This is a genomic window from uncultured Aliivibrio sp., from assembly GCF_946479765.1.
Lineage (GTDB): Bacteria > Pseudomonadota > Gammaproteobacteria > Enterobacterales > Vibrionaceae > Aliivibrio.
The window spans coordinates 184,627-207,019 of record NZ_CAMLHO010000002.1; the positions used below are offsets into that span (position 1 = coordinate 184,627).

Annotated in this window: 19 protein-coding genes; 4 read left to right on the forward strand and 15 right to left on the reverse strand. The window is 40.0% G+C overall.

Translation table 11 applies throughout. From position 1 onward, the window contains the following. Positions 1 to 52: 52 nt before the first annotated feature. The 9 genes from bamA to rpsB form a co-directional block, all read right to left on the reverse strand. Entirely contained in the window at positions 53 to 2,473 is a 2,421-nt protein-coding gene (gene bamA / locus Q1K78_RS02130) for an outer membrane protein assembly factor BamA (protein WP_300173928.1), read from the reverse strand. A 28-nt stretch (positions 2,474 to 2,501) separates the two neighbouring features. Then, complete coding sequence (gene rseP, locus Q1K78_RS02135) at positions 2,502 to 3,860, reverse strand: sigma E protease regulator RseP (protein WP_300173930.1); 1,359 nt, start codon at positions 3,858 to 3,860, stop codon at positions 2,502 to 2,504. Between the two features lie 2 nt (positions 3,861 to 3,862). Continuing rightward, complete coding sequence (ispC, locus tag Q1K78_RS02140; protein WP_300173932.1) at positions 3,863 to 5,065, reverse strand: 1-deoxy-D-xylulose-5-phosphate reductoisomerase; 1,203 nt, start codon at positions 5,063 to 5,065, stop codon at positions 3,863 to 3,865. Between the two features lie 103 nt (positions 5,066 to 5,168). Beyond that, on the reverse strand, positions 5,169 to 6,008 hold the full coding sequence (locus tag Q1K78_RS02145; RefSeq protein WP_300173934.1) for a phosphatidate cytidylyltransferase: 840 nt from the start codon (positions 6,006 to 6,008) through the stop codon (positions 5,169 to 5,171). A gap of 3 nt (positions 6,009 to 6,011) precedes the next feature. Beyond that, complete coding sequence (locus tag Q1K78_RS02150; RefSeq protein WP_300173936.1) at positions 6,012 to 6,785, reverse strand: isoprenyl transferase; 774 nt, start codon at positions 6,783 to 6,785, stop codon at positions 6,012 to 6,014. A 123-nt stretch (positions 6,786 to 6,908) separates the two neighbouring features. Then, positions 6,909 to 7,466, reverse strand: coding sequence for a ribosome recycling factor (gene frr, locus Q1K78_RS02155; RefSeq protein ID WP_300173938.1), 558 nt, complete (start codon positions 7,464 to 7,466; stop codon positions 6,909 to 6,911). A 62-nt stretch (positions 7,467 to 7,528) separates the two neighbouring features. Further along, the gene (gene pyrH / locus Q1K78_RS02160) at positions 7,529 to 8,260 is read right to left on the reverse strand and encodes a UMP kinase (RefSeq protein ID WP_300173940.1); all 732 of its coding nucleotides are present in this window, start codon (positions 8,258 to 8,260) and stop codon (positions 7,529 to 7,531) included. 193 nt (positions 8,261 to 8,453) lie between these two features. Beyond that, entirely contained in the window at positions 8,454 to 9,302 is an 849-nt protein-coding gene (gene tsf, locus Q1K78_RS02165) for a translation elongation factor Ts (protein WP_300173942.1), read from the reverse strand. Positions 9,303 to 9,434: 132 nt separating this feature from the next. Next, on the reverse strand, positions 9,435 to 10,166 hold the full coding sequence (gene rpsB / locus Q1K78_RS02170; protein ID WP_012550915.1) for a 30S ribosomal protein S2: 732 nt from the start codon (positions 10,164 to 10,166) through the stop codon (positions 9,435 to 9,437). 355 nt (positions 10,167 to 10,521) lie between these two features. Between rpsB and map the strand changes: the two genes are divergently transcribed. The 3 genes from map to Q1K78_RS02185 all read left to right on the forward strand — a co-directional run bounded on the left by map (position 10,522) and on the right by Q1K78_RS02185 (position 14,530). Next, positions 10,522 to 11,349 (forward strand): type I methionyl aminopeptidase, encoded by an 828-nt coding sequence (map, locus tag Q1K78_RS02175; RefSeq protein WP_300173945.1) that lies wholly within the window; start codon positions 10,522 to 10,524, stop codon positions 11,347 to 11,349. Positions 11,350 to 11,404: 55 nt separating this feature from the next. Next, positions 11,405 to 14,026, forward strand: coding sequence for a bifunctional uridylyltransferase/uridylyl-removing protein GlnD (glnD, locus tag Q1K78_RS02180; protein ID WP_300173947.1), 2,622 nt, complete (start codon positions 11,405 to 11,407; stop codon positions 14,024 to 14,026). A gap of 123 nt (positions 14,027 to 14,149) precedes the next feature. Further along, positions 14,150 to 14,530, forward strand: a complete 381-nt coding sequence (locus tag Q1K78_RS02185) for a DUF3461 family protein (RefSeq protein WP_300173949.1) — start codon at positions 14,150 to 14,152, stop codon at positions 14,528 to 14,530. A gap of 73 nt (positions 14,531 to 14,603) precedes the next feature. Here Q1K78_RS02185 and secF read toward each other — a convergent pair whose 3' ends face one another. From secF to queA, 5 genes are all read right to left on the reverse strand, one after another. Beyond that, positions 14,604 to 15,554, reverse strand: coding sequence for a protein translocase subunit SecF (secF, locus tag Q1K78_RS02190; protein WP_300173951.1), 951 nt, complete (start codon positions 15,552 to 15,554; stop codon positions 14,604 to 14,606). A gap of 13 nt (positions 15,555 to 15,567) precedes the next feature. Next, entirely contained in the window at positions 15,568 to 17,424 is a 1,857-nt protein-coding gene (secD, locus tag Q1K78_RS02195) for a protein translocase subunit SecD (RefSeq protein ID WP_300173953.1), read from the reverse strand. A 52-nt stretch (positions 17,425 to 17,476) separates the two neighbouring features. Beyond that, positions 17,477 to 17,809, reverse strand: coding sequence for a preprotein translocase subunit YajC (yajC, locus tag Q1K78_RS02200; protein ID WP_060991670.1), 333 nt, complete (start codon positions 17,807 to 17,809; stop codon positions 17,477 to 17,479). A gap of 88 nt (positions 17,810 to 17,897) precedes the next feature. Further along, positions 17,898 to 19,025 carry a tRNA guanosine(34) transglycosylase Tgt gene (gene tgt, locus Q1K78_RS02205; protein WP_300173957.1) on the reverse strand — a complete coding sequence of 376 codons (1,128 nt, stop codon included), beginning with the start codon at positions 19,023 to 19,025 and terminating at the stop codon, positions 17,898 to 17,900. Between the two features lie 196 nt (positions 19,026 to 19,221). Beyond that, on the reverse strand, positions 19,222 to 20,274 hold the full coding sequence (gene queA / locus Q1K78_RS02210) for a tRNA preQ1(34) S-adenosylmethionine ribosyltransferase-isomerase QueA (RefSeq protein ID WP_300173959.1): 1,053 nt from the start codon (positions 20,272 to 20,274) through the stop codon (positions 19,222 to 19,224). A 243-nt stretch (positions 20,275 to 20,517) separates the two neighbouring features. On the opposite strand from queA, the gene Q1K78_RS02215 reads away from it, so the two are divergent. Continuing rightward, positions 20,518 to 20,961 (forward strand): CBS domain-containing protein, encoded by a 444-nt coding sequence (locus tag Q1K78_RS02215; protein WP_300173961.1) that lies wholly within the window; start codon positions 20,518 to 20,520, stop codon positions 20,959 to 20,961. A 103-nt stretch (positions 20,962 to 21,064) separates the two neighbouring features. On the opposite strand, the gene aceA is transcribed toward Q1K78_RS02215, so the two are convergent. Then, positions 21,065 to 22,393, reverse strand: a complete 1,329-nt coding sequence (gene aceA / locus Q1K78_RS02220; protein WP_300173963.1) for an isocitrate lyase — start codon at positions 22,391 to 22,393, stop codon at positions 21,065 to 21,067.

The window sequence follows — 22,393 nt, forward strand, 5'->3', positions numbered from 1 at the left end:
ACCTAAATCCGGTCCATTTACATTAACACTTTTTTATTAGAGTTATCAATGCTTAGAAAGTTCGCCCGATGGTAAAACTAAAGAATTCTTCATCATCACCTTCATAAATCTTCACAGGTTTCGCAACTGAGAATACTAATGGCCCCATTGGTGACATCCACTGCAATGCTGCACCATACGAAGAACGGAAATTAGATGGGTCAGAGTAATCGTAATAATACTGCTTACCTGGCATATCATTTTTAGGATCTTTATAATCAAATTCCGTATCCCACACACTCGCCATATCAAAGAACACACTGGTACGAATTTGACCTTGTGTTTCTTCACTAGCAAATGGTGTAGGTACGATCAACTCAATACTCGCAAGCGCGGTAGCATTACCACCTACCGAATCATCTGTTGCTTTATAATTTGGATTATTTCCTATTGCGTCTTCATTATAAACCGCTTTCGGACCTGCTGAGTTTGAACCAAAACCACGTAAGGTTGTAAAGCCACCTGCATAAAAGTTCTCATAGAATGGATACAGGTTATCATTTCCCTCAGTTTGACCATAACCATTACCATAGCCTGCTTTACCACGCATCAGTAACGCAAACTCATGTTTCTTGGTTAATGGGAAATACTGACGAACTTCATATTGTGCTTTAAAAAACTGAGAATCTGAATTCGGCGTCGTTATTTTATAAGATGCTCGTTGGTAGTTACCTGCTGTTGGGAAATACCCTTTATTCAGGTTATTACGAGTCCAAGATAACGTCACATCAAAATCATCAACAATCAATGTTTGATCCGCTTCATCATAAGAGTCACCTACAGAAGTTAAATACTGTTCAATTTGTAGATAACCGTCTAGATTTGAGATCTTGTTATGTGTATAGCCCACACCAATCTCAAAGTAGTTAAGCTCATCAAATGGGAAACCCCACGTTAAGCTTGTACCATAACTTTGGTTGGTATAATCGATGATACCCGCATCAGACGCTTCAAATTCGTTATAGAAGATTTTACCACCTAAACTGACACCATCTAGGTTCCAGTAAGGGTCTCGATAATCTAAGCTAATGTTCTTTTGGTAATCGTTCATCATCGCATTGATACCCACACGATTACCAGAACCAACGAAGTTATCTTGCTGAAGGCCGACTTGGAAGCTTATGCCTGATTCAGTACCGTAACCGACACCAAAGTTAACACTGCCTGAGTTGGCTTCTTTTACTGAATAAACCAGATCAACTTGATCATCAGAGCCGGGAACACGAATGGTTTGAACATCAACAGTTTCAAAGAAACCCAAACGGTTTAAACGGTTTTTACCGGTTTCAATCGACTTAGAGTTCAACCAAGCACTTTCCATTTGACGCATTTCACGACGTAACACTTCGTCTTTCGTTGAGGTATTACCAATAAATTTAATGTCACGAACGTAAATACGATTACCCGCCTCAACATTAATAACTAAAGATACCGTTTGGTTCTCATCATCAAATTCAGGCATGGTACGTACTTGAGGGTAAGCATAGCCTGCTTCACCTAAAATACGTTTAACATTTTCTTCTAAACGAGTAACCGCAGAACCGTTATAGACGTCGCCATCTTCAAAAGGAACCAGTTTAGTAAACTCTTCTTCTTTACCGATCAACTCACCTTGAAATTTAACACCACTGACGGTGTAAGGTTCGCCTTCCTCTACTGTTAAGGCAATATAAACACCTTTCTTATCAGGAGAAATCGACACTTGAGTTGAGTCTACTTGGAACTTCAAATAACCACGATCGAGATAATATGAACGTAGAGCTTCAATATCCCCGGCTAATACTTGCTTCTGATACTTTTCATCCGCTAAGAAGTTCCACCAAGCTACATCAACATTAAGGTTGAAACGGCCTAATAGTTCATCATCAGTAAATACGGTATTACCGATAAAGTTAATTTGCTGAATTTTAGCTGACACGCCTTCAGTAAATACAAACTTTAAATCGGCACGATTACGAGGAAGAGGCGTGACAACGGCATGTACAGTCGCGTTATATTTACCGACACTGTAGTAGAAATCTTCTAAACCTTTTTCAATATTACTCAGTGTTGTTCTATCTAGGGCCTCACCAACACGAAGAGAAGATGCTTCTAAATTCTGTTGCATCTGCTCTTCTTTAATCGCTTTATTTCCTGAGAACGAAATATTTGCAATCGTTGGACGCTCTGTCACTTTAATCAGTAGCGCATTACCATCACGAAAGACTTTCACATCTTCGAAATTACCAGAAGCAAACAGTGCTTGAATAACTTGAGACACGTCTTGCTGGCTCATTGAATCGCCAATTCGGACAGGCGTTTTAAGTAATGCAGCACCTAAAGCAACACGCTGCAATCCCTCAAAGCGTATATCATCAACCACAAATATTTCTGCGCTCTGCGCTGCCACACTGCTAAAAAGCAGCGAAGCAATCAACAATTTTTTCATCGCCATAATACGTTTCTAATTCCCTTGCTACTACTTAAAGGCGCATAAAGTCGTTAAATAAAGCGACCGCCATTAATGACATGATCATTGCTGTACCTACTTTATAACCAATCTCTTGAATTCGTTCCGATACTGGCTTACGCGTAATGCCTTCAATAGCAAAAAATAGTAAATGCCCGCCATCCAGAACAGGAAGAGGTAATAAGTTAATAATGCCTAAATTAACACTAATTAAGGCCAAAAATCCTAAAAATGAAACTAAACCATATTCAGCAGTTGCTCCCGCTCCTTTCGCAATAGAAATGGGACCGCTTAAATTGTTTAAAGCAACATCACCCGTGAACAATTTTTTTGTCATGGTTAATGTTAAATCAATAATACTGCCTGTTTTCTCAATCGCCTTTCCAAGCGATACGATTGGGCCGTATTGTTTTTCATAACGATAGCCTTCAGGCCACGCTTCATAAATCGGTGATACACCAGCAAAACCAATAATTTTACCATTAGCGATTTCTTTACTATCTGGCGTTAATGTCAGTGCTATTTTCTCATCATCACGAACAATCATCAATGCTACTGGTTGATTTGGATTAGCTTGTATCACATCAACCATATCTTGCCACTCTGTTAATTGTTCTCCATTAACAGAAAGTAAGCGGTCACCAACAAGTAAACCTGACTTCTGTGCAGCACTGTTTGGGCTTACATTCGCAACATCTAACGTAAGAGCGGGGCGATAAGGAAGAAAACCTAACGACACCATTGGTGAATCTTTTTCTGGATCAAAGGCCCAATCTGTTAAGTCAAGACGCTTTGTCACATCAACACCGATATTATCTTTATCGCTGTAAGTCACGGTCATTGATTCATCACCAATGTGAGAAACAATCGCCATATTTACCGCTTCCCAATCGGAAGTTTGGATTCCAGAAATAGCTTTTAGTTCCACTCCAGATTCAATTCCTGCTTGAGAAAATATAGAATTATTTTCAATATGACCGACAACAGGTTTCAGTGCTGTTACTCCGATCATAAATGCTAACCAACAAGCCACAACCGCAAATAAGAAATTAGCAATTGGTCCCGCGGCAACGATAGCACTACGCTGCCACAATGATTTGTTATTAAATGCGTGTTTTTTTAATTCTTCTGGAACATCATCAACACGTTCATCTAGCATTTTCACATACCCACCAAGCGGGATCATTGAAATACTGTACTCTGTGCCATCTTTACCTTTTTTGCTCCAAAGGGATTTACCAAAACCAATTGAAAATTTTTCAACAATAACACCACAACGGCGTGCTACCCAGAAATGCCCGTATTCATGTACAGCAACTAAAATGCCCAATGCAATGATGAATGATGCTAAATTCCATAGAAGTTCTGACATAGTTAACCCTTTTTAATTGCCTCATCGGCATAATGACGCGCCATTCTATCTAGGTCAATCAGGCTTTCCAAGCTATCTAGCTCAAGGTTTTGGAAGTTTGCACAGACTTTGTTCAAAACCAACTCATTAATTCGAGCAATATCAGTAAATTTAATATCCCCGTTCAAAAAAGCAGCAACTGATTGTTCATTAGCAGCATTTAGCCCTGTTGTTGCGTGTTGACCTAAATAACAAGCATCAATGGCTAATTTTAAACATGGGTAGCGAGAAAAATCAGGGGCAATAAAACTAAACTCACCGATTTTAGTAAAGTCTAACGGCTCTACACCTGCATTCACTCGCTTAGGGTAAGACATGGTACAGGCTATAGGCGTTCTCATATCGGGTAACCCCATCTGAGCTAAGACTGAACCATCTTTATATTGCACCATTGAGTGAATAACCGATTGTGGATGAATTACCACTTTCAGTTGTTCTTTATTTGCATTAAACAACCAACGAGCTTCAATGTACTCCAAACCTTTATTCATCATGGTAGCTGAATCAACAGAGATTTTAGGTCCCATTGACCAGTTAGGATGCGCAATCGCCATTTCAGGTGTTACCGCATCAAGCTCTGACACATCGGTATAACGGAAAGGACCACCTGAACCGGTCAATAAAATAGAACTAATGCCATTTGCATCTAAATCACAACGACCTAAATTAGTTTGAATATGCTCGGGGAGACATTGAAAAATAGCATTATGCTCGCTATCTACAGGAAGTAACTCGGCACCATACTTTTCGACTGCATCAATAAATAATTGACCAGACATTACTAGCGCTTCTTTATTGGCAAGTAAAATGCGTTTTCCTGCTTTTACCGCAGACATGGTTGGCAGTAAACCTGCAGCCCCAACAATGGCGGCCATTACCGTATCGATTTCATCAAGTTGAGCGATATGACAAAGCCCCTCCTCTCCAGAGAAGACTTCAATATTCAAACCATGATCTTTAAGTTGAGCGCTTAAAACTCTCGCTGATTCACTGCTTGCCATAGCGACATATTTAGGTTGCCACTCACAACACAGCTCTAGCATTTTTTCGACGTTGCTTCCCGCACCTAATGCGACAACCTCAAACTGATCGGCGTTGTATTTTGCGACTGAAAGTGTGCTACTACCAATAGATCCTGTAGCACCTAAAATGGTTAACTTGCGCATAGTGAATCGACCGTGATGAAAGTTAAATAGAAAAACGGTAGATTATAATATCTACCGTATAAATTAAGTTGATTTAGTTCTTCAAAATGAAGAGAAAAAATAACTATAGAAAGTACAAGAAAGCAAACACAGGGAATGCAGCCGTTAGGCTATCGATGCGATCTAAAATGCCACCATGGCCAGGAATGATCGTTCCGCTATCTTTAATGCCAGATGCTCGTTTAAACATACTTTCCACAAGATCACCTAATACTGAAATAATAATGGTCGCTATAAAAATACCTAGCATCGCTGCTGTACTTTCAAATCGAATATCGAATGCATCAGCCGCTACCCAACCAACAATAATCGCAGTGATGATCCCGCCGATAAGACCTTCGATGGTTTTATTTGGGCTCACCGCTGGTGACATTTTACGCTTACCAAAAGATTTACCGGCAAAATAAGCGCCGCTGTCTGCTGCCCATACTAATAGACACACTAATAGCACTAACTTAGCGCCATAAAAACTATCTAGTACGTAGCTGTCAGCTCGCAGCAATAAGATACTCCATAAAAATGGGATCAATGTTAGCCAACCAAAAAGGTGTTTTAAAGGAAGGTTGTTTTGCCACAGTTTCTTACTGGTTGGAAAAGTCAGCACTAAGCCTGACGCAATTAACCACCATATTGAGCCAATCAACAATATCATTTGATGACCATCACTTGGGATAGTCAATTCTAAGGTCGATGTTGGTAATAAAAATAGAGACGCAGCAAGGGCTACAACAGAGGGAATTAAAGCAATATATCGAGATTTTGACTCTGTAAATTGAGTCCATTCCCAAAATCCGATAAGAGTAATAGCAGCAATAGCAATTAAGAAACCTTGCATTGGCAACATGAAAATGCCGACAATAACTAGAGGTGCTAAAATAAGAGCGGTAATAATACGCTGTTTCAAACTTTATTGATCCTTTTCGTTCATTAGAGCTTGGATTTGTTCACCTGTACAACCAAATCGTCTTTCTCGGCTAATAAACCAAGCAATCGCATCAGCTAAACTTTGTTCATTAAAATCAGGCCAATATTGGTCGGTGAAATAGAATTCAGCGTAAGCCATTTGCCACAACATAAAATTACTAATGCGGCACTCACCACTGGTTCGTATCATCAAATCCACATCAGGCAAATCTGACATTGTCAGCTTAGAAGCTATAGTAGCTTCATCAATTTCATCTGCCTGTAAATTACCTTGCTCAACTTGATAAGCAAGACGTTTAACTGCTTGAGTAATATCCCATTTACCACCGTAATTAGCAGCAATATTTAACACTAACCCTGAGTTATCACAAGTTAATGCTTCAGCATCTATAATCTTCTTTTGAAGACGAGAACTGAATTGAGAGGTATCACCTATAACACGTAATTGGATATTATTTTTATGGAGACGTTTTACTTCACGAGAGAGAACCGTGATAAACAACTCCATAAGTACACTAACTTCTTCTTCAGGACGGCGCCAGTTTTCACTACTAAAAGCAAAAAGTGTAATCGCATTTATTCCTAACTTACTGGCTGCTGATATGGTTTTTCTCACCGCATCAACACCCGCTTTATGACCAAATACACGAGGTTTCCCCTGAGCCTTCGCCCAACGTCCATTACCATCCATAATTACCGCAATATGTTTCGGTAATACTTCAAATAATAAAGACTCGTTACTAATTTGACTGGCCATATAACTCCCTTAAAAATAAAAGCGCTGATGTCTACACACAGCGCTTCTTATCGTGTTCATCGCCGATATCATATCATTAATTTAATGAAAAAATCAGCCTGAACAATGAGTAATAAAAGTAAATTATACTTCCATTAGCTCTTTTTCTTTTACTGAAAGTACATCATCGATGCTTTTAACAGCAGAATCAGTCAGTTTTTGAATCTCGTCTTGTGCTCTACGATCATCATCTTCTGAAATTTCTTTCTCTTTAAGAAGACCTTTCAGATCGCCATTTGCATCACGACGGATGTTGCGAACCGCAACACGAGCGCCTTCAGCTTCACCACGTACAATTTTAACAAGGTCTTTACGACGCTCTTCTGTTAACGGTGGAAGTGGTACACGAATTACCGTACCAGCAGACATTGGATTTAGACCAAGGTCAGACATCATGATTGCTTTTTCAACAAGACCAGCAAGCTCTTTGTCAAAAACAGTAATCGCAAGAGTACGTGAATCTTCAGCAATAATGTTTGCTACTTGATTGATTGGCGTTCTAGCACCGTAATACTCAACAGAAAGACCAGAAAGAAGACTTGGGTGAGCACGACCTGTACGAATTTTTAGCAGGCTGTTTCTCAGTGCTTCTACGCTTTTTTCCATGCGCTCTTGAGCGTCTTTTTTAATTTCGTTAATCACAACTTCACCTTAAATTGTTATTTTATTCCAGACTTATACCAATATAATTAATGGAATTGGTATTATTCAGCGCTGCTGATTAAAGTACCTTCAGCTTCACCCATTACTACACGACGTAATGCACCCGGCTTATTCATATTGAATACGCGGATTGGCATTTTATGGTCACGAGCAAGCGTAAACGCAGCTAAGTCCATAACTTTTAATTCTTTTTCAAGAACAGTGTTGTAATCCAGTTTATCATATAATTCTGCATCAGGGTTAGATACTGGGTCAGCAGTATATACACCATCTACTTTAGTTGCTTTTAATACAACGTCGGCTTCGATTTCGATGCCACGTAAACATGCAGCAGAATCAGTGGTAAAGAATGGATTGCCTGTTCCTGCAGAGAAAATAACTACACGACCTTGACGAAGTTGAGCGATTGCATCAGCCCAGTTGTAATCGTCACATACACCTTTAAGAGGAATAGCAGACATAACACGTGCGTTAACATAAGCACGGTGAAGTGCGTCACGCATTGCAAGGCCATTCATTACTGTTGCTAGCATACCCATATGATCGCCTACTACGCGATTCATACCAGCTTCTGCAAGACCGGCTCCGCGGAAAAGATTACCGCCACCAATAACAACACCAACTTGAACACCAAGTTCAATCAGTTCTTTGACTTCTTGAGCCATACGCTCAAGTGTTGCAGGGTCAATACCAAAACCCTCTTCGCCTTGAAGTGCTTCACCACTAAGTTTTAATAGAATACGCTGATATATTGGTTTCGGGTTCGTCGTCATGGTTCTTACCTTTTCACTAAGAGTTGTCGAAATAACTGTAGCCATTTAAAGTTAAATTTAATCTTTAATTTCAAATGGTTACAACTATTAATCTTTATTATAGTAACTACACTATTAATTAATAAGTTCACTTCATATTCACAAAAAAACCGCAGCAAGGCCACGGTCTTTTTTATCAACAATACTAAAAGGATTAACCTTTTTGTACCGCTGCTACTTCTTCAGCAAAGCTCATTTCTACCGCTTTCTCGATACCTTCACCAACTTCTAGACGTACGAAGTTAGATACTGATGCGCCTTTTTCTTTAAGAATTTCAGCAACAGTTTTCTTAGGTTCCATGATGAAAGCTTGACCTGTTAGAGAAACTTCGCCCGTGAATTTCTTCATACGGCCGATAACCATTTTCTCAGCGATTTCTTGAGGTTTGCCTTCGTTCATAGCGATTTCAACTTGAACAGCTTTTTCTTTTTCTACAACTTCAGCAGGTACGTCAGATGGGTTAACGTACTCAGGCTTAGAAGCAGCAACGTGCATAGCGATGTGCTTAAGCGTTTCAGCATCGCCTTCACCAGCAATAACAACACCGATTTTCTCGCCGTGACGGTAAGAAGCTAGTGCAACGCCTTCAACTAGTTGAACGCGACGGATACTGATGTTTTCGCCAATTTTAGTCACTAGAGCGATACGAGCATCTTCAAATTTAGCTTGAAGTGCAACGATGTCGTTTAGACGTTCTGCTAGAGCAACTTCTGCAACTTCGTTAGCAAATGCTAGGAAACCAGAATCTTTAGCTACGAAGTCAGTTTGACAGTTAACTTCAAGAAGAACGGCTACGCCAGCTTCTTCTTTAATGATGATTGTGCCTTCAGCAGCGATGTTGCCTGCTTTTTTAGCCGCTTTTGCTGCGCCAGATTTACGCATATTTTCGATTGCTAGCTCGATGTCGCCTTCAGCTTCAACAAGTGCTTTCTTACATTCCATCATGCCAGCAGCAGTACGTTCACGAAGTTCTTTAACTAGAGCAGCAGTTACAGTTGCCATTCTCAATTCCTCAATATAAATAGATTTAAAGTTAAAAATCAGGGGCCAAATTGGGCCCCTGCTAACTATTTTTAGTTTACTACGAAACTAAAAGACTCACTAGGAGCAAATAATAATTCGACGAGTCGAAAATTACTCAGCTTCTACGAAACCGTCTTTTTCAGCTACAGCAGCTGCAACGTCTTGGTTACGACCAGACTTTACAGAATCAGCAGCAGCGTTCAGGTAAAGTTGGATAGCGCGGATTGCGTCATCGTTACCTGGGATAATGTAGTCAACGCCATCTGGGTTTGAGTTAGTATCAACAACAGCAAATACTGGGATACCTAGGTTGTTTGCTTCTTTAACTGCAATGTGCTCGTGATCAGCATCGATAACAAATAACGCGTCAGGAAGACCGTTCATGTTTTTGATACCGCCTAGAGACTTCTCTAGTTTTTCCATGCTACGCGTACGCATTAGCGCTTCTTTCTTAGTGATTTGCTCGAAAGTACCATCTTGAGCTTGCACTTCGTATTCTTTTAAACGCTTGATAGACTGGCGAACAGTTTTAAAGTTAGTAAGCATGCCGCCTAACCAACGGTTGTTCACGTAGTACTGGTCACTGTTGATTGCAGCTTCTTTCACAGCTTCAGATGCAGCGCGCTTAGTACCAACGAAAAGAACTTTACCTTTTTTGTTACCGATTTTAGCAAGTTCAGCCAAAGCTTCGTTGAACATTGGTACAGTTTTTTCTAAGTTGATGATATGAACTTTGTTACGAGCACCAAAGATGAATGGCTTCATTTTTGGGTTCCAGTAACGAGTTTGGTGACCGAAGTGAACACCAGCTTTAAGCATATCGCGCATTGATACAGTTGCCATTTGAGAATTCCTCTATTAAATGGGGTTAAGCCTCCACATACCCCGCTAGAACCCGACCCTAACAATTTAATGAATTCATTAAAAAGTTGAGCACCCCGGACTGCGTGACGGTATGTGTGTGATTTAAAATTAAAGTATAGTCGGTATTGAGAACAAATTATTCATCAATCCGGCGCGCTTTATACCATAAAAACGCCGTTAAAATCTACTATTTTCAAAAAAATCATTTTGAATCTCTTTCAAATAAGAATTATTTTTCATTCTTCATTCATATTGAAAGATAAACACAGCCTAGGTAAACTAAGAACAATTATCGTTTAACCAGAACGATTTATTTTTAGATAGAGAAAAGCCCATGTCAGTAAATATTAAAAACGCCGCAGAAATTGAAAAAATGCGCGTTGCCGGCCAATTAGCCGCAGAAGTACTTGAAATGATTGAACCCTTCGTAAAAGCTGGGGTAACAACAGAAGAACTTGACCAAATTTGCCATAAACATATTACTGAAGTACAAGGGGCGATTCCTGCACCACTGAACTACCATGGTTTTCCTAAATCTATTTGCACCTCAATTAATCATATTGTGTGTCACGGTATTCCGGCAACACAAGATGAGCAATACAATGGTTTAACCAAACCAGCAATACTAAAAGACGGTGACATTCTTAATATCGACATTACAGTAATCAAAGATGGTTACCACGGTGATACTTCTAAGATGTTTTTAATTGGCGATGTAAGCTCAACAGATAAGCGTCTATGCTTAATTGCACAAGAAAGCTTGTATGTTGGTATGCGCAAAGTAAAACCTGGTGTGAAACTGGGTGAGATTGGTACCGCAATTCAAAAATACATTAAAGGCACAACACCTAAATGTTCAATTGTACGTGATTATTGTGGACATGGTATTGGCTCTAAATTCCACGAAGAACCACAAGTTGTTCATTACAAAAACAATGACCGTACTGTGTTAAAAGAAGGCATGACATTCACTATCGAACCAATGATCAACTTAGGTAAATTTGGTTGTCTGCAAGACGATAATGATGGTTGGACTGTTTATACTGGCGACGGTAAAAATACAGCTCAGTGGGAACACACCATTTTGGTTACTGAAACAGGCTGTGAAGTATTAACACTTCGAGCTGAGGAAAGTATTCCTCGACACATGAATAACAAATAATAATGAAAAAAACAGAAGGCTTCGGTCTTCTGTTTTTACATTAGCAGGGATTGCTATGAAATACACACCACCTCTTACCTTATCCGACCAACAACTGACAATTGCGGAATTAAAACAACAACTCTCGCTTTTCTCCCAACATCAAATTGATTACTTTCACCAAAGCTTACCAGTCTCTGATTTAGTATTTCAACGATCTAACTATTTTGACCAACTGCTATCTCGATTATGGCATTTCTTTGGCTTTGACCACTGTTCAAAAACGGCATTAATCGCTGTTGGTGGTTATGGGCGTAGTGAACTTCATCCCCTGTCTGACATCGACATTTTAATTTTAAGTAATGATAATATTAATGACCAATTCTGCCAAAAAGTCAGTGCATTTGTCACTCTGCTTTGGGATTTGAAATTAGAAGTGGGTCATAGCGTACGTTCTCTAGATGAATGCGTAGATATAGGGAAAAATGATTTAACCGTTGCCACTAACTTACAAGAAGCTCGTTATATTTGCGGTGATGAAGAGTTTGCTCACCAATTAAAATTGAACATCCACTCAGACAGTTTTTGGCCAAGTGACGCTTTCTACCAAGCTAAAATTGAAGAACAAAAAAAACGTCATAGCCGTTATCACGATACCACTTACAATCTAGAACCTGATATAAAATCAAGTCCTGGTGGCTTAAGAGATATCCACACCTTAGGTTGGATTGCTCGACGTCACTTTGGGGCAACATCATTGTTAGAAATGAGCCAAGCTGGGTTTCTAACCGATGCAGAATACCGTGAATTAGTTGAATGCCAAGAGTTTTTATGGCGTGTTCGTTTTGCCTTACACATTGAATTAAAACGCTATGACAACCGGTTGACCTTTGGGCATCAGCCTCAGGTTGCTGAGCATTTAGGTTTTATTGGTGATGGTAATCGTGGCGTTGAGCGCATGATGAAAGAGTTTTATCGAACATTACGCCGCGTTGCTGAACTAAATAGCATGCTATTAAAAATTTTTGATGAGGCGATCATTCATCAAGGTGAACAAGAAGAAGCGGTTATTATCAACGATGATTTCCAACGTCGTGGCCGCTTAATTGAAGCAAGAAAACCCGCTTTATTTCAGGCTCGTCCTGATACGATTCTTGATATGTTTTTACTCATTGCGAATGACTCCACTATCGAAGGCGTTGCTCCTCCTACAATGCGACAACTGCGCACTGCTCGCCGCCGACTGAATCGTTTTCTATGTGATATTCCAGTAGCCAGAGAGAAATTCATCACCTTAACTCAGCACCCTAACGCTCTTCATAAAGCATTCAGTGTTATGCACCGATTAGGGGTGCTTTCAGCCTATTTACCGCAATGGAGTCAGATTGTAGGCCAAATGCAATTTGACCTATTCCATGCTTATACGGTTGATGAACACAGTATGCGGCTGTTGAAACACATCAATACATTTTCTGATCCTAAAAACAGAAAAAAACACCCTATTTGCTGTGAAGTCTATCCAAAGATAATAAAGAAAGAGTTACTGATTATTGCCGCCATTTTTCATGACATAGCAAAAGGGCGTGGCGGTGACCATTCTGAATTGGGCGCTGTCGACGCTTATGAATTCTGTATTACTCATGGATTATCCAAGCCAGAAGCAAATTTAGTCTCTTGGTTAGTAAAAAATCATCTGTTGATGTCAGTCACCGCTCAGCGTCGTGATATTTATGATCCAGATGTCATTACTGAATTCTCCAAACAAGTACGAGATGAAGAGCGTTTAGATTACCTAGTCTGCCTTACTGTTGCTGATATTAGTGCGACTAATCCTGATCTTTGGAACAGTTGGAAACGATCGCTTATTGCCGATTTATATAATGCGACTCAACGAGCACTCCGCCGTGGATTAGAGAATCCACCAGATATGCGTGACCGCATTCGTCATAATCAACAAATGGCTTCAGCTCAACTTCGTGCAGAAGGCTTTACTCAATGGCAAATTGAAGGTTTATGGCGTCGCTTTAAAGCTGATTATTTTCTACGCCATACACATCAACAAATTGCATGGCATGTTAGTAATCTTCTTAATCATCCAGACAAAGAAAAGTCTCTCATACTCATCAGTAAAAACGCCACTCGAGGTGGTACTGAAATTTTCATCTACAGTAAAGATCAAGCTCATCTTTTTGCAACGGTTGCTGCCGAACTAGATAGACGAAGTATCACTATTTATGATGCTCAGATCATGTCGAGTAAAGATGGCTACGCGCTTGATACATTTATGGTACTTGATCAAAATGATGACCCGATAGACGAAGAACGACAACTGTTATTAATTGAACAACTGTATGCCGTTGAACTTGATACTCAAGACTCGCATATAAGAACTCGTCGTCCACCACGCCAACTGCAACATTTTACCGTAAAAACTCGTATGGAATTTCTTCCTACAAAAACAGGAAAACGAACTTTAATGGAGTTTGTCGCCTTAGATACTCCAGGGTTACTCGCCACTGTCGGGGCTACTTTTGCACGCTTAGGAGTTAACCTCCATGCAGCAAAAATCACCACTATTGGTGAGCGAGCAGAAGATTTATTTATTCTGACATCAGAAACAGGTGGGCGACTTGACGATGAAAAACAAGCTGAATTAAAAATAGCGCTAATCCAAAATGTAGATGAACTTATTAATTAATACTTTTCTGTGGGAGACCTTCAACTTAACGGATCTATCCCACAAGTTTACTGATCACTGTTTGTCATCTCACCTATCTTAGATAAAGATTGAAACGACAACATAATAACAATGGAGTAAACCATGTATCCACATTTAGTTAGCCTTGGAATTTCAGAACCAGAAAAGATTGAACGCTATTCTTTACGTCAAGAAGCACATAAAGACGTCTTAAAGATTTATTTTTCAAAGCAGAAAGGGGAGTTATTCGCTAAAAGCGTAAAGTTTAAGTACCCACGCCAAGTAAAAAATGTCTTAGTAGATGGCGGCAGTCATCGCTATAAAGAAACCACTGAAATTAATCGCAACTTAACACTCATTATTGATGAACTAAATAAAATCACACGCCCAGAAAAAGAAACACCTGCCGATGTGAAAAAGAAAATCCTTAGAGATCTTCGTCATTTAGAAAAAGTCGTTGCCAGTAAGATTGAAGAAATAGAAAGAGACCTCGATAAATTATAAGACTCATTTATACCGATAAAAAAATGGACCCATTAAGGTCCATTTTTTATGAGTTAATTTTAAAGATCACCCATTAAGGCATTTCTTCAAATTCTTCCTCACCTTCTTTATCGATTGGCGTTGGCATTAGGTGCTCACGTGTAATACCTAATTTCAGAGCCAAGGCTGATGCTACGTAGATAGAAGAATACGTACCAACCGTAATACCTAATAACAATGCCAGAGCAAAACCATGGATCATAGCTCCACCTTGAACAAACAATGCGATAACCACAAACAAAGTCGTTGCTGATGTAATCAACGTACGGCTCAATGTTTGAGTAATTGAATCATTCATGATGTCTTCAGGTTCACCCTTACGCATCTTCAAGAAATTTTCACGGATCCGGTCAAATACAACAATGGTATCATTCAAGGAATACCCGACTACCGTTAGCAATGCCGCAATGATCGTCAAATCAACTTCGATTTGTAAGAATGAGAAAATACCTAGCGTGATAATTATATCGTGCGCCAATGCCAATACCGCGCCCGCAGCTAAACGCCACTGGAAACGAATCGACACATAAGCCAAGATACATAACAAAGACACAAGGATAGCTAAACCACCCGACTCTGCTAATTCTCCCCCTACATTTGGGCCTACAAACTCAATACGACGCATCTCAACTTGATCGCCCGTACCTTCTTTAATCGCACTAATGATTTGATTACCTAATTGCTCTCCTTTTATACCTTCTCTAGGTTGAAGACGAACAATTACATCACGTGCTGTACCAAAGTTTTGTACCGTTGCATCACCAAAGCCTTTTGCTTGTAGTGCGCCTCGAATATCTTCTAACTGAGCTGGCTGTTCAAAACCGACTTCAATTAACGTTCCACCCGTAAAATCTAGCCCCCAGTTCAACCACTTTGTTGATAGTGTAGCAATTGACGCTACAATCATCAGCATGGAGAAGAAAAAGGCAGGCTTAGACCAACGCATAAAGTCGATCGTTTTCTCTGCTTTCATTATTTGAAACATGACAAATATTCCCTTAGATCGACAGTTTGTCTACGCGCTTACCGCCGTAAACTAAGTTAATAACACAACGAGTACCGACGATAGCCGTAAACATTGAAGTCAAAATACCAATAGACAGCGTTACCGCAAAGCCTTTAATCGCACCAGTACCTACAGCAAAAAGAATAATCGCTGTAATTAATGTTGTAATATTTGCATCGGCAATAGTACTAAATGCGTTAGCATAACCTTGGTGAATTGCTTGTTGTGGATTACGTCCATCTCTTAATTCTTCACGAATACGTTCAAAAATAAGAACGTTTGCATCGACCGCCATACCAACGGTTAATACAATACCGGCAATACCAGGTAAGGTCATTGTTGCCCCTGGGATCATAGACATAACGCCAATAATTAACACCAAGTTAGCAGCAAGCGCCAAGTTAGCAACCAAGCCAAAACCACGGTAATAAACTAGAGTAAATAGCATTACCGCTAACATACCCCAGATACACGCTTGGATACCCATATCGATATTTTGTTGACCCATAGATGGACCAATCGTACGCTCTTCAACAATTGAAATCGGTGCAATCAGAGCACCAGCACGAAGTAATAACGCAAGGTTATGAGCTTCAGCTTGAGAGTCGATACCCGTAATACGGAAACTACGACCCAATGCAGATTGAATTGTTGCTTGGTTAATCACTTCTTCTGTTTTAGCAAGAATAACGCGACCTTCAGGTGTACGGCGACCACTGTCTTTGTACTCTGTAAATACCGTAGCCATTAGCTTGCCGATATTTTTACGTGAGAATGCAGTCATCTTGCTACCACCTTCACTATCCAGTGAGATGTTAACTTGAGGACGACCATATTCATCAGCGCTTGAGCTTGCATCAGTAATGCTTGCACCGCCAAGAATAATACGTTTTTTCAGAACAACAGGACGACCATTACGATCTTCTTTAATTTCGCTGCCAGCTGGCGCTCGACCATTTGCAGCAGCCGCTAAATCTGCAGTGCTGTCCACTTCACGGAATTCAAGCGTTGCTGTTGCACCTAAAATTTCTTTTGCACGAGCAGTATCTTGAACACCTGGTAATTCAACCACAATGCGACTAGCACCTTGACGTTGAACTAAAGGCTCAGCAACACCAAGTTCATTAACACGGTTACGGATAATCGTAATATTTTGCTCAACGGCATAATTACGAATTTCTTGTAAACGTTGATCTGTGAATTTAGCAACAAGCTTAAATTGACCATTAGACTCAGAGTCAACAAATGTCATGTCACGGTGTGCATCAGACAGTACTTTTTTAGCTTCAGCTAACTGCTCTTCATTACGAAGAATGACTTCTACAGCATCTTTGCCTGATCCACGAATAGCACGATAACGGATCTTCGCTTCACGTAAGTCGGTACGGAAAGATTCTTCTTGCTGGCCAACAAGTTTATTCATTGCGGCATCCATATCCACTTCCATTAAGAAGTGAACACCACCACGAAGATCAAGACCTAACTTCATTGGAGTAGCACCAATAGAAGTTAGCCAATCAGGAGTTAATGCAGCAAGGTTTAGTGCCACTACGTAATCTTTACCCAGTGACTGATTGATGATATCTCGAGCACTGATTTGAGAATCAGTATCATTAAAACGAACAAGCACACTGCCATTTTCAAATGCAATAGACTTATAAGCAATGTCATTATTTTTTAAGTTGTCAGCGACAACATCCAGCGTAGAGGTCTGAACCTCTGTACCACGGCTACCCGTGATTTGAACGGCTGGATCTTCACCATAAAGGTTTGGAAGTGCGTATAACGCGGCAATCAGTAGTACTGAGACTACCATCAAATACTTCCATAAAGGGAAACGGTTTAGCACAGCGATGTCCTTAATGAAAATACCCCCTAACCGAAATTAGAGGGTACAGTTTTTATAATGATTTCAGCGTGCCCTTTGGCAGAACTGCTGAAACAAAATCCTTTTTAATAGTCACTTCGTTATTCGCGTTAAGCTCAATTACGATGTAATCATTTTCTTCAGATGCTTTAGTGATTTTACCCACTAAACCACCAGCAGTAAGAACTTCATCGCCCTTACCCATAGAAGACATTAGGTTTTTGTGTTCTTTTTGACGTTTCGCTTGTGGGCGATAAATCATAAAGTAGAAGATAACAGCAAACATACCCAGCATGATAAACATTTGCATGCCACCGCCTTGTGCCCCTGCTTCACCAGCTGCATGAGCTTGAGAGAAAAAATTCATTTAATAACGTCCTCGTTAATCTAGTTTCTAGTTTCCAAAATGTGACCATACACATATCTTTTAAGATATATGGGTGATTACTCTGCTTTTAAAGGTCTTTTAATGGTGGAACATCACGTTCACGGCGTGCATAGAATTCTTCTACGAACTGCTCAAAACGATCTTCTTCCAGTGCCTTACGGATGCTCGCCATAATACGTTGATAATAACGTAAGTTATGAATCGTATTTAAACGTGCACCTAAAATTTCATTACAACGGTCTAAATGATGTAAATAAGACTTGCTGTAGTTTTGACAAGTATAACAATCACACTCAGGATCTAGTGGTGTAGTATCAATTTTGTGTTTCGCATTACGGATCTTAACCACGCCGCCAGTCACAAATAGGTGACCATTACGTGCATTTCGCGTTGGCATAACACAGTCAAACATATCAATACCACGACGAACACCTTCAACCAAATCTTCTGGTTTACCAACACCCATTAGGTATCGTGGCTTATCTTCAGGTAATTGTGGACATGTATGTTCTAAAATGCGGTGCATGTCTTCTTTTGGTTCGCCTACAGCTAGGCCACCAACGGCATAACCATCAAAACCAATTTTTGTTAAGGCTTCAACAGAAACATCACGCAAATCTTCGTAAACACCACCTTGAACGATACCAAACAGTGCGTTCGGGTTTTCTTGGCGATCAAATTCATTACGGCTACGGTCAGCCCAGCGGATTGAACGTTCCATTGAAATACGCGCTTCATCATGCGTTGCAGGATATGGCGTACATTCATCAAAAATCATTACCACATCAGAACCAAGATCGTATTGGATTTGCATTGATTTCTCTGCATCCATAAAGATCTTGTCACCGTTTACAGGGCTACGGAAATGAACACCCTCTTCAGTGATCTTACGTGTTTTACCCAGACTGAATACTTGGAAACCACCTGAATCGGTTAAGATTGGGCCTTTCCAGTTCATGAAGTCATGTAAGTCACCATGTAATTTCATGATTTCTTGACCAGGACGTAACCATAAATGGAACGTGTTACCCAGTAAAATTTCAGCACCTGTGTCTTTAACTTCTTCAGGTGTCATACCTTTAACAGTACCGTAAGTACCTACAGGCATAAATGCTGGTGTTTCAACCGTACCACGGTCAAATTGTAATTGACCACGACGTGCGCGGCCTTGTTTTTTGAGTAGTTCGTACTTCACGAAACCTCCAATAAGCCAGAGAAACAATCTGACAATTTATTTAATTTGCATTCACTAATAGGTTTAATGATGCACCGCTAGATTAACAATTCTTTTATTTACTTTACCGTTAACCTAGTTGAAAACATCCCGTTTTCCTATTTCACTGGTTCCGTGAGTGAAATTTGAATTTATATAGTGCGTTAGCTTACCTTTATTACGCTGTTTTTTTTGTAATAAACATCGCATCACCGTAACTAAAGAAACGGTATTGGTTATTAACTGCTTGATCATACGCTTTCATCGTATTTTCATAACCAGCAAAAGCACTGACTAACATAATAAGTGTAGACTCTGGCAAGTGGAAGTTTGTCACCAATGCGTCAACAACTTGGAACTCATACCCTGGGTAGATAAATATTTCAGTATCATCAAAAAACGGCGCTAGCTCTGTGCCTTGCTTTAAGGCATGTTGCGCAGCACTTTCTAAAGAACGTACTGACGTTGTACCCACAGAAATAACACGTCCACCACGCGCCTTTGTTGCATTAACGGCATCAACTACTTCTTGAGAGACTTCAGCGTATTCAGAATGCATGTGGTGGTCTAAAATATTATCAACACGGACAGGTTGGAATGTACCCGCGCCAACATGAAGAGTAACGTAAGCAAATTCTACGCCTTTTGCTTTCATCTTTTCTAAAATGTCTGTATCAAAGTGTAAACCAGCGGTTGGTGCAGCAACGGCACCTGGTTTTTCATTGTAAACCGTTTGATAGCGCTCTTTATCTGCATCTTCATCAGGACGATCGATATAAGGAGGTAATGGCATGTGACCAATTTCATCCAAAATATCTAATACTTTCTTTTCAGAAGTAAAACGAATTTCAAATAAGGTATCGTGACGAGCAACCATTTCCGCTTCGTATTCTTGATTTTCACCTAACCACAGTTGATTACCTGGTTTTGGTGATTTAGAGCAACGGACGTGAGCTAATACAGAGTGCTCATCAAGCACGCGCTCAACCAATACTTCTAACTTCCCGCCAGAGGCTTTTACACCGAACATACGGGCAGGAATAACACGAGTATTATTAAAAACAACAAGATCACCGCTCTGCACTAAATCCAGCACATCAGTAAACTGACCATCAACTAATTCACCGCTATTACCATTTAATCGTAATAGGCGACTTGCCGTACGCTCAGGTTGAGGGTAACGAGCAATAAGTTCATCGGGTAATTCAAAGTGGAAATCGGATACTTGCATGCTTTACTTCTTCATCAAAAATGGCAGACAGAGTAGTATATTCACGCTCAGAGCAATAGCAAGAGGTGAAGCAATATACCTCTCAAATTTTGAAAAAATTCGTACTTTAATTAATGAATTTGACTTCAAACAGAGAAAGTATCATCAATATTTTTATCTCTTCAAACCTCTAGCTAGTTCGCACTTTTTTATTCATTCTCATTCTATATTTAATTTAGGACATTCAAATGGCAGGAGCACGCTATGTTTACCGTTAATGATATGATGACCACTCACCCTCACACCCTGCTTCGTTCACATTCATTAGAAGATGCCAAAGCATTAATGGACGAGCACGGTATTCGACATATACCTATTGTAGATACTGAACACGCACTTATTGGATTAGTGACACAACGTGATTTATTATCCGCTCAAACGTCATGTTTAGAAAAAACGACACTAGAAGGCCTATCCGCTTTAGATATTCCACTCAATAATATAATGCATGAAAACATCATGAGTGTTTCTCCGCATGGTGGATTGAAATCAGCCGCATTATTTATGCAAAAACACAAGGTGGGATGTTTACCTGTTGTTGATCATGGAAAATTGGTGGGAATTATTACCGATTCAGATTTTGTTACGATTGCGATTAATTTATTAGAGCTACAAGAAGAAGTTGAACCCATAGAGGTTGATGAATAACTTAATATCTGTAGCAGTAAAAAAGAAAGGGAGACTCCATTCTCCCTAAACGTGATAATACAAGTGTTTCTTATTATGTGTGTATTAAATAGACTTAAAACGACTACGCGTTGGTTTTAAATTGCTCTTCTTCTGTTGACCCTGTTAACGCGGTCACTGATGATTTTCCACCTTGAATGGTATTGGTCATAATATCAAAATAACCAGTGCCTACTTCTTGTTGATGTGCAACGAACGTATACCCTTTAGATGCCGATTCAAACTCTTTACGTTGAACCATTTCAACATAATGACGCATACCTTCACCCTGAGCATAAGAATGTGCGAGTTCAAACATGTTAAACCACATACTATGAATGCCAGCTAGCGTAATAAATTGGTATTTGTAGCCCATATCAGCCAACTCTTGTTGGAACTTCGCAATCGTTTCTGAATCGAGATTTTTCTCCCAGTTAAACGATGGTGAACAGTTATACGCCAGTAGTTGGTCTGGATATTCTGCATGAATCGCTTCTGCAAATTGTCGAGCCTCTTCCAAACATGGGGTTGCCGTTTCACACCACACTAAATCGGCGTATGGTGAATACGCTAGACCACGAGAAATAGCTTGGTCAATACCCGCTGTAACTTTATAGAAACCTTCCGGTGTACGTTCACCTTCAATAAATTCTTGGTCATACGGATCACAATCTGATGTTAATAAATCCGCAGCATTGGCATCGGTTCTTGCGATAACGAGTGTTCTTGTTCCTGCCACATCGGCAGCTAATCGCGCAGCAACCAGTTTTTGTACAGCTTCTTGAGTTGGTACTAATACTTTTCCGCCCATATGTCCACATTTTTTCACTGATGCTAGCTGATCTTCAAAGTGAACACCCGCAGCACCTGATTCAATCATGTTACGCATTAATTCATAACCATTAAGTACGCCACCAAAACCAGCTTCTGCATCAGCAACAATCGGCAGAAAATAGTCAATCCCCTCTTCTGGCGTTGTTCCTGTTGACCATTGAATTTGATCCGCACGACGGAAAGAATTATTAATACGCTTAACCACTGAAGGCACCGAATCTACTGGATATAATGATTGGTCTGGGTACATGGTGGATGCGGTATTATTATCCGCAGCTACCTGCCAACCAGAAAGATAGATAGCTTCAATTCCCGCTTTTGCTTGCTGAACAGCTTGTCCACCAGTTAGTGCTCCCAGACAGTTCACGTATCCTTTTTTAGATGAACCATTCACCAACGACCATAATCTGTCTGCCCCTTTTTGAGCAATGGTATTCTCTGGTGCAAAAGATCCACGAAGGTTAATTACTTCTTCCGCTGTGTATGGACGAGTTACCCCATTCCAGCGAGGGTTATCAGCCCAATCTTTTTTTAGTGCATCAATTTGTTGTTGGCGAGTTTGCGGTTTAAATGTAGTCAT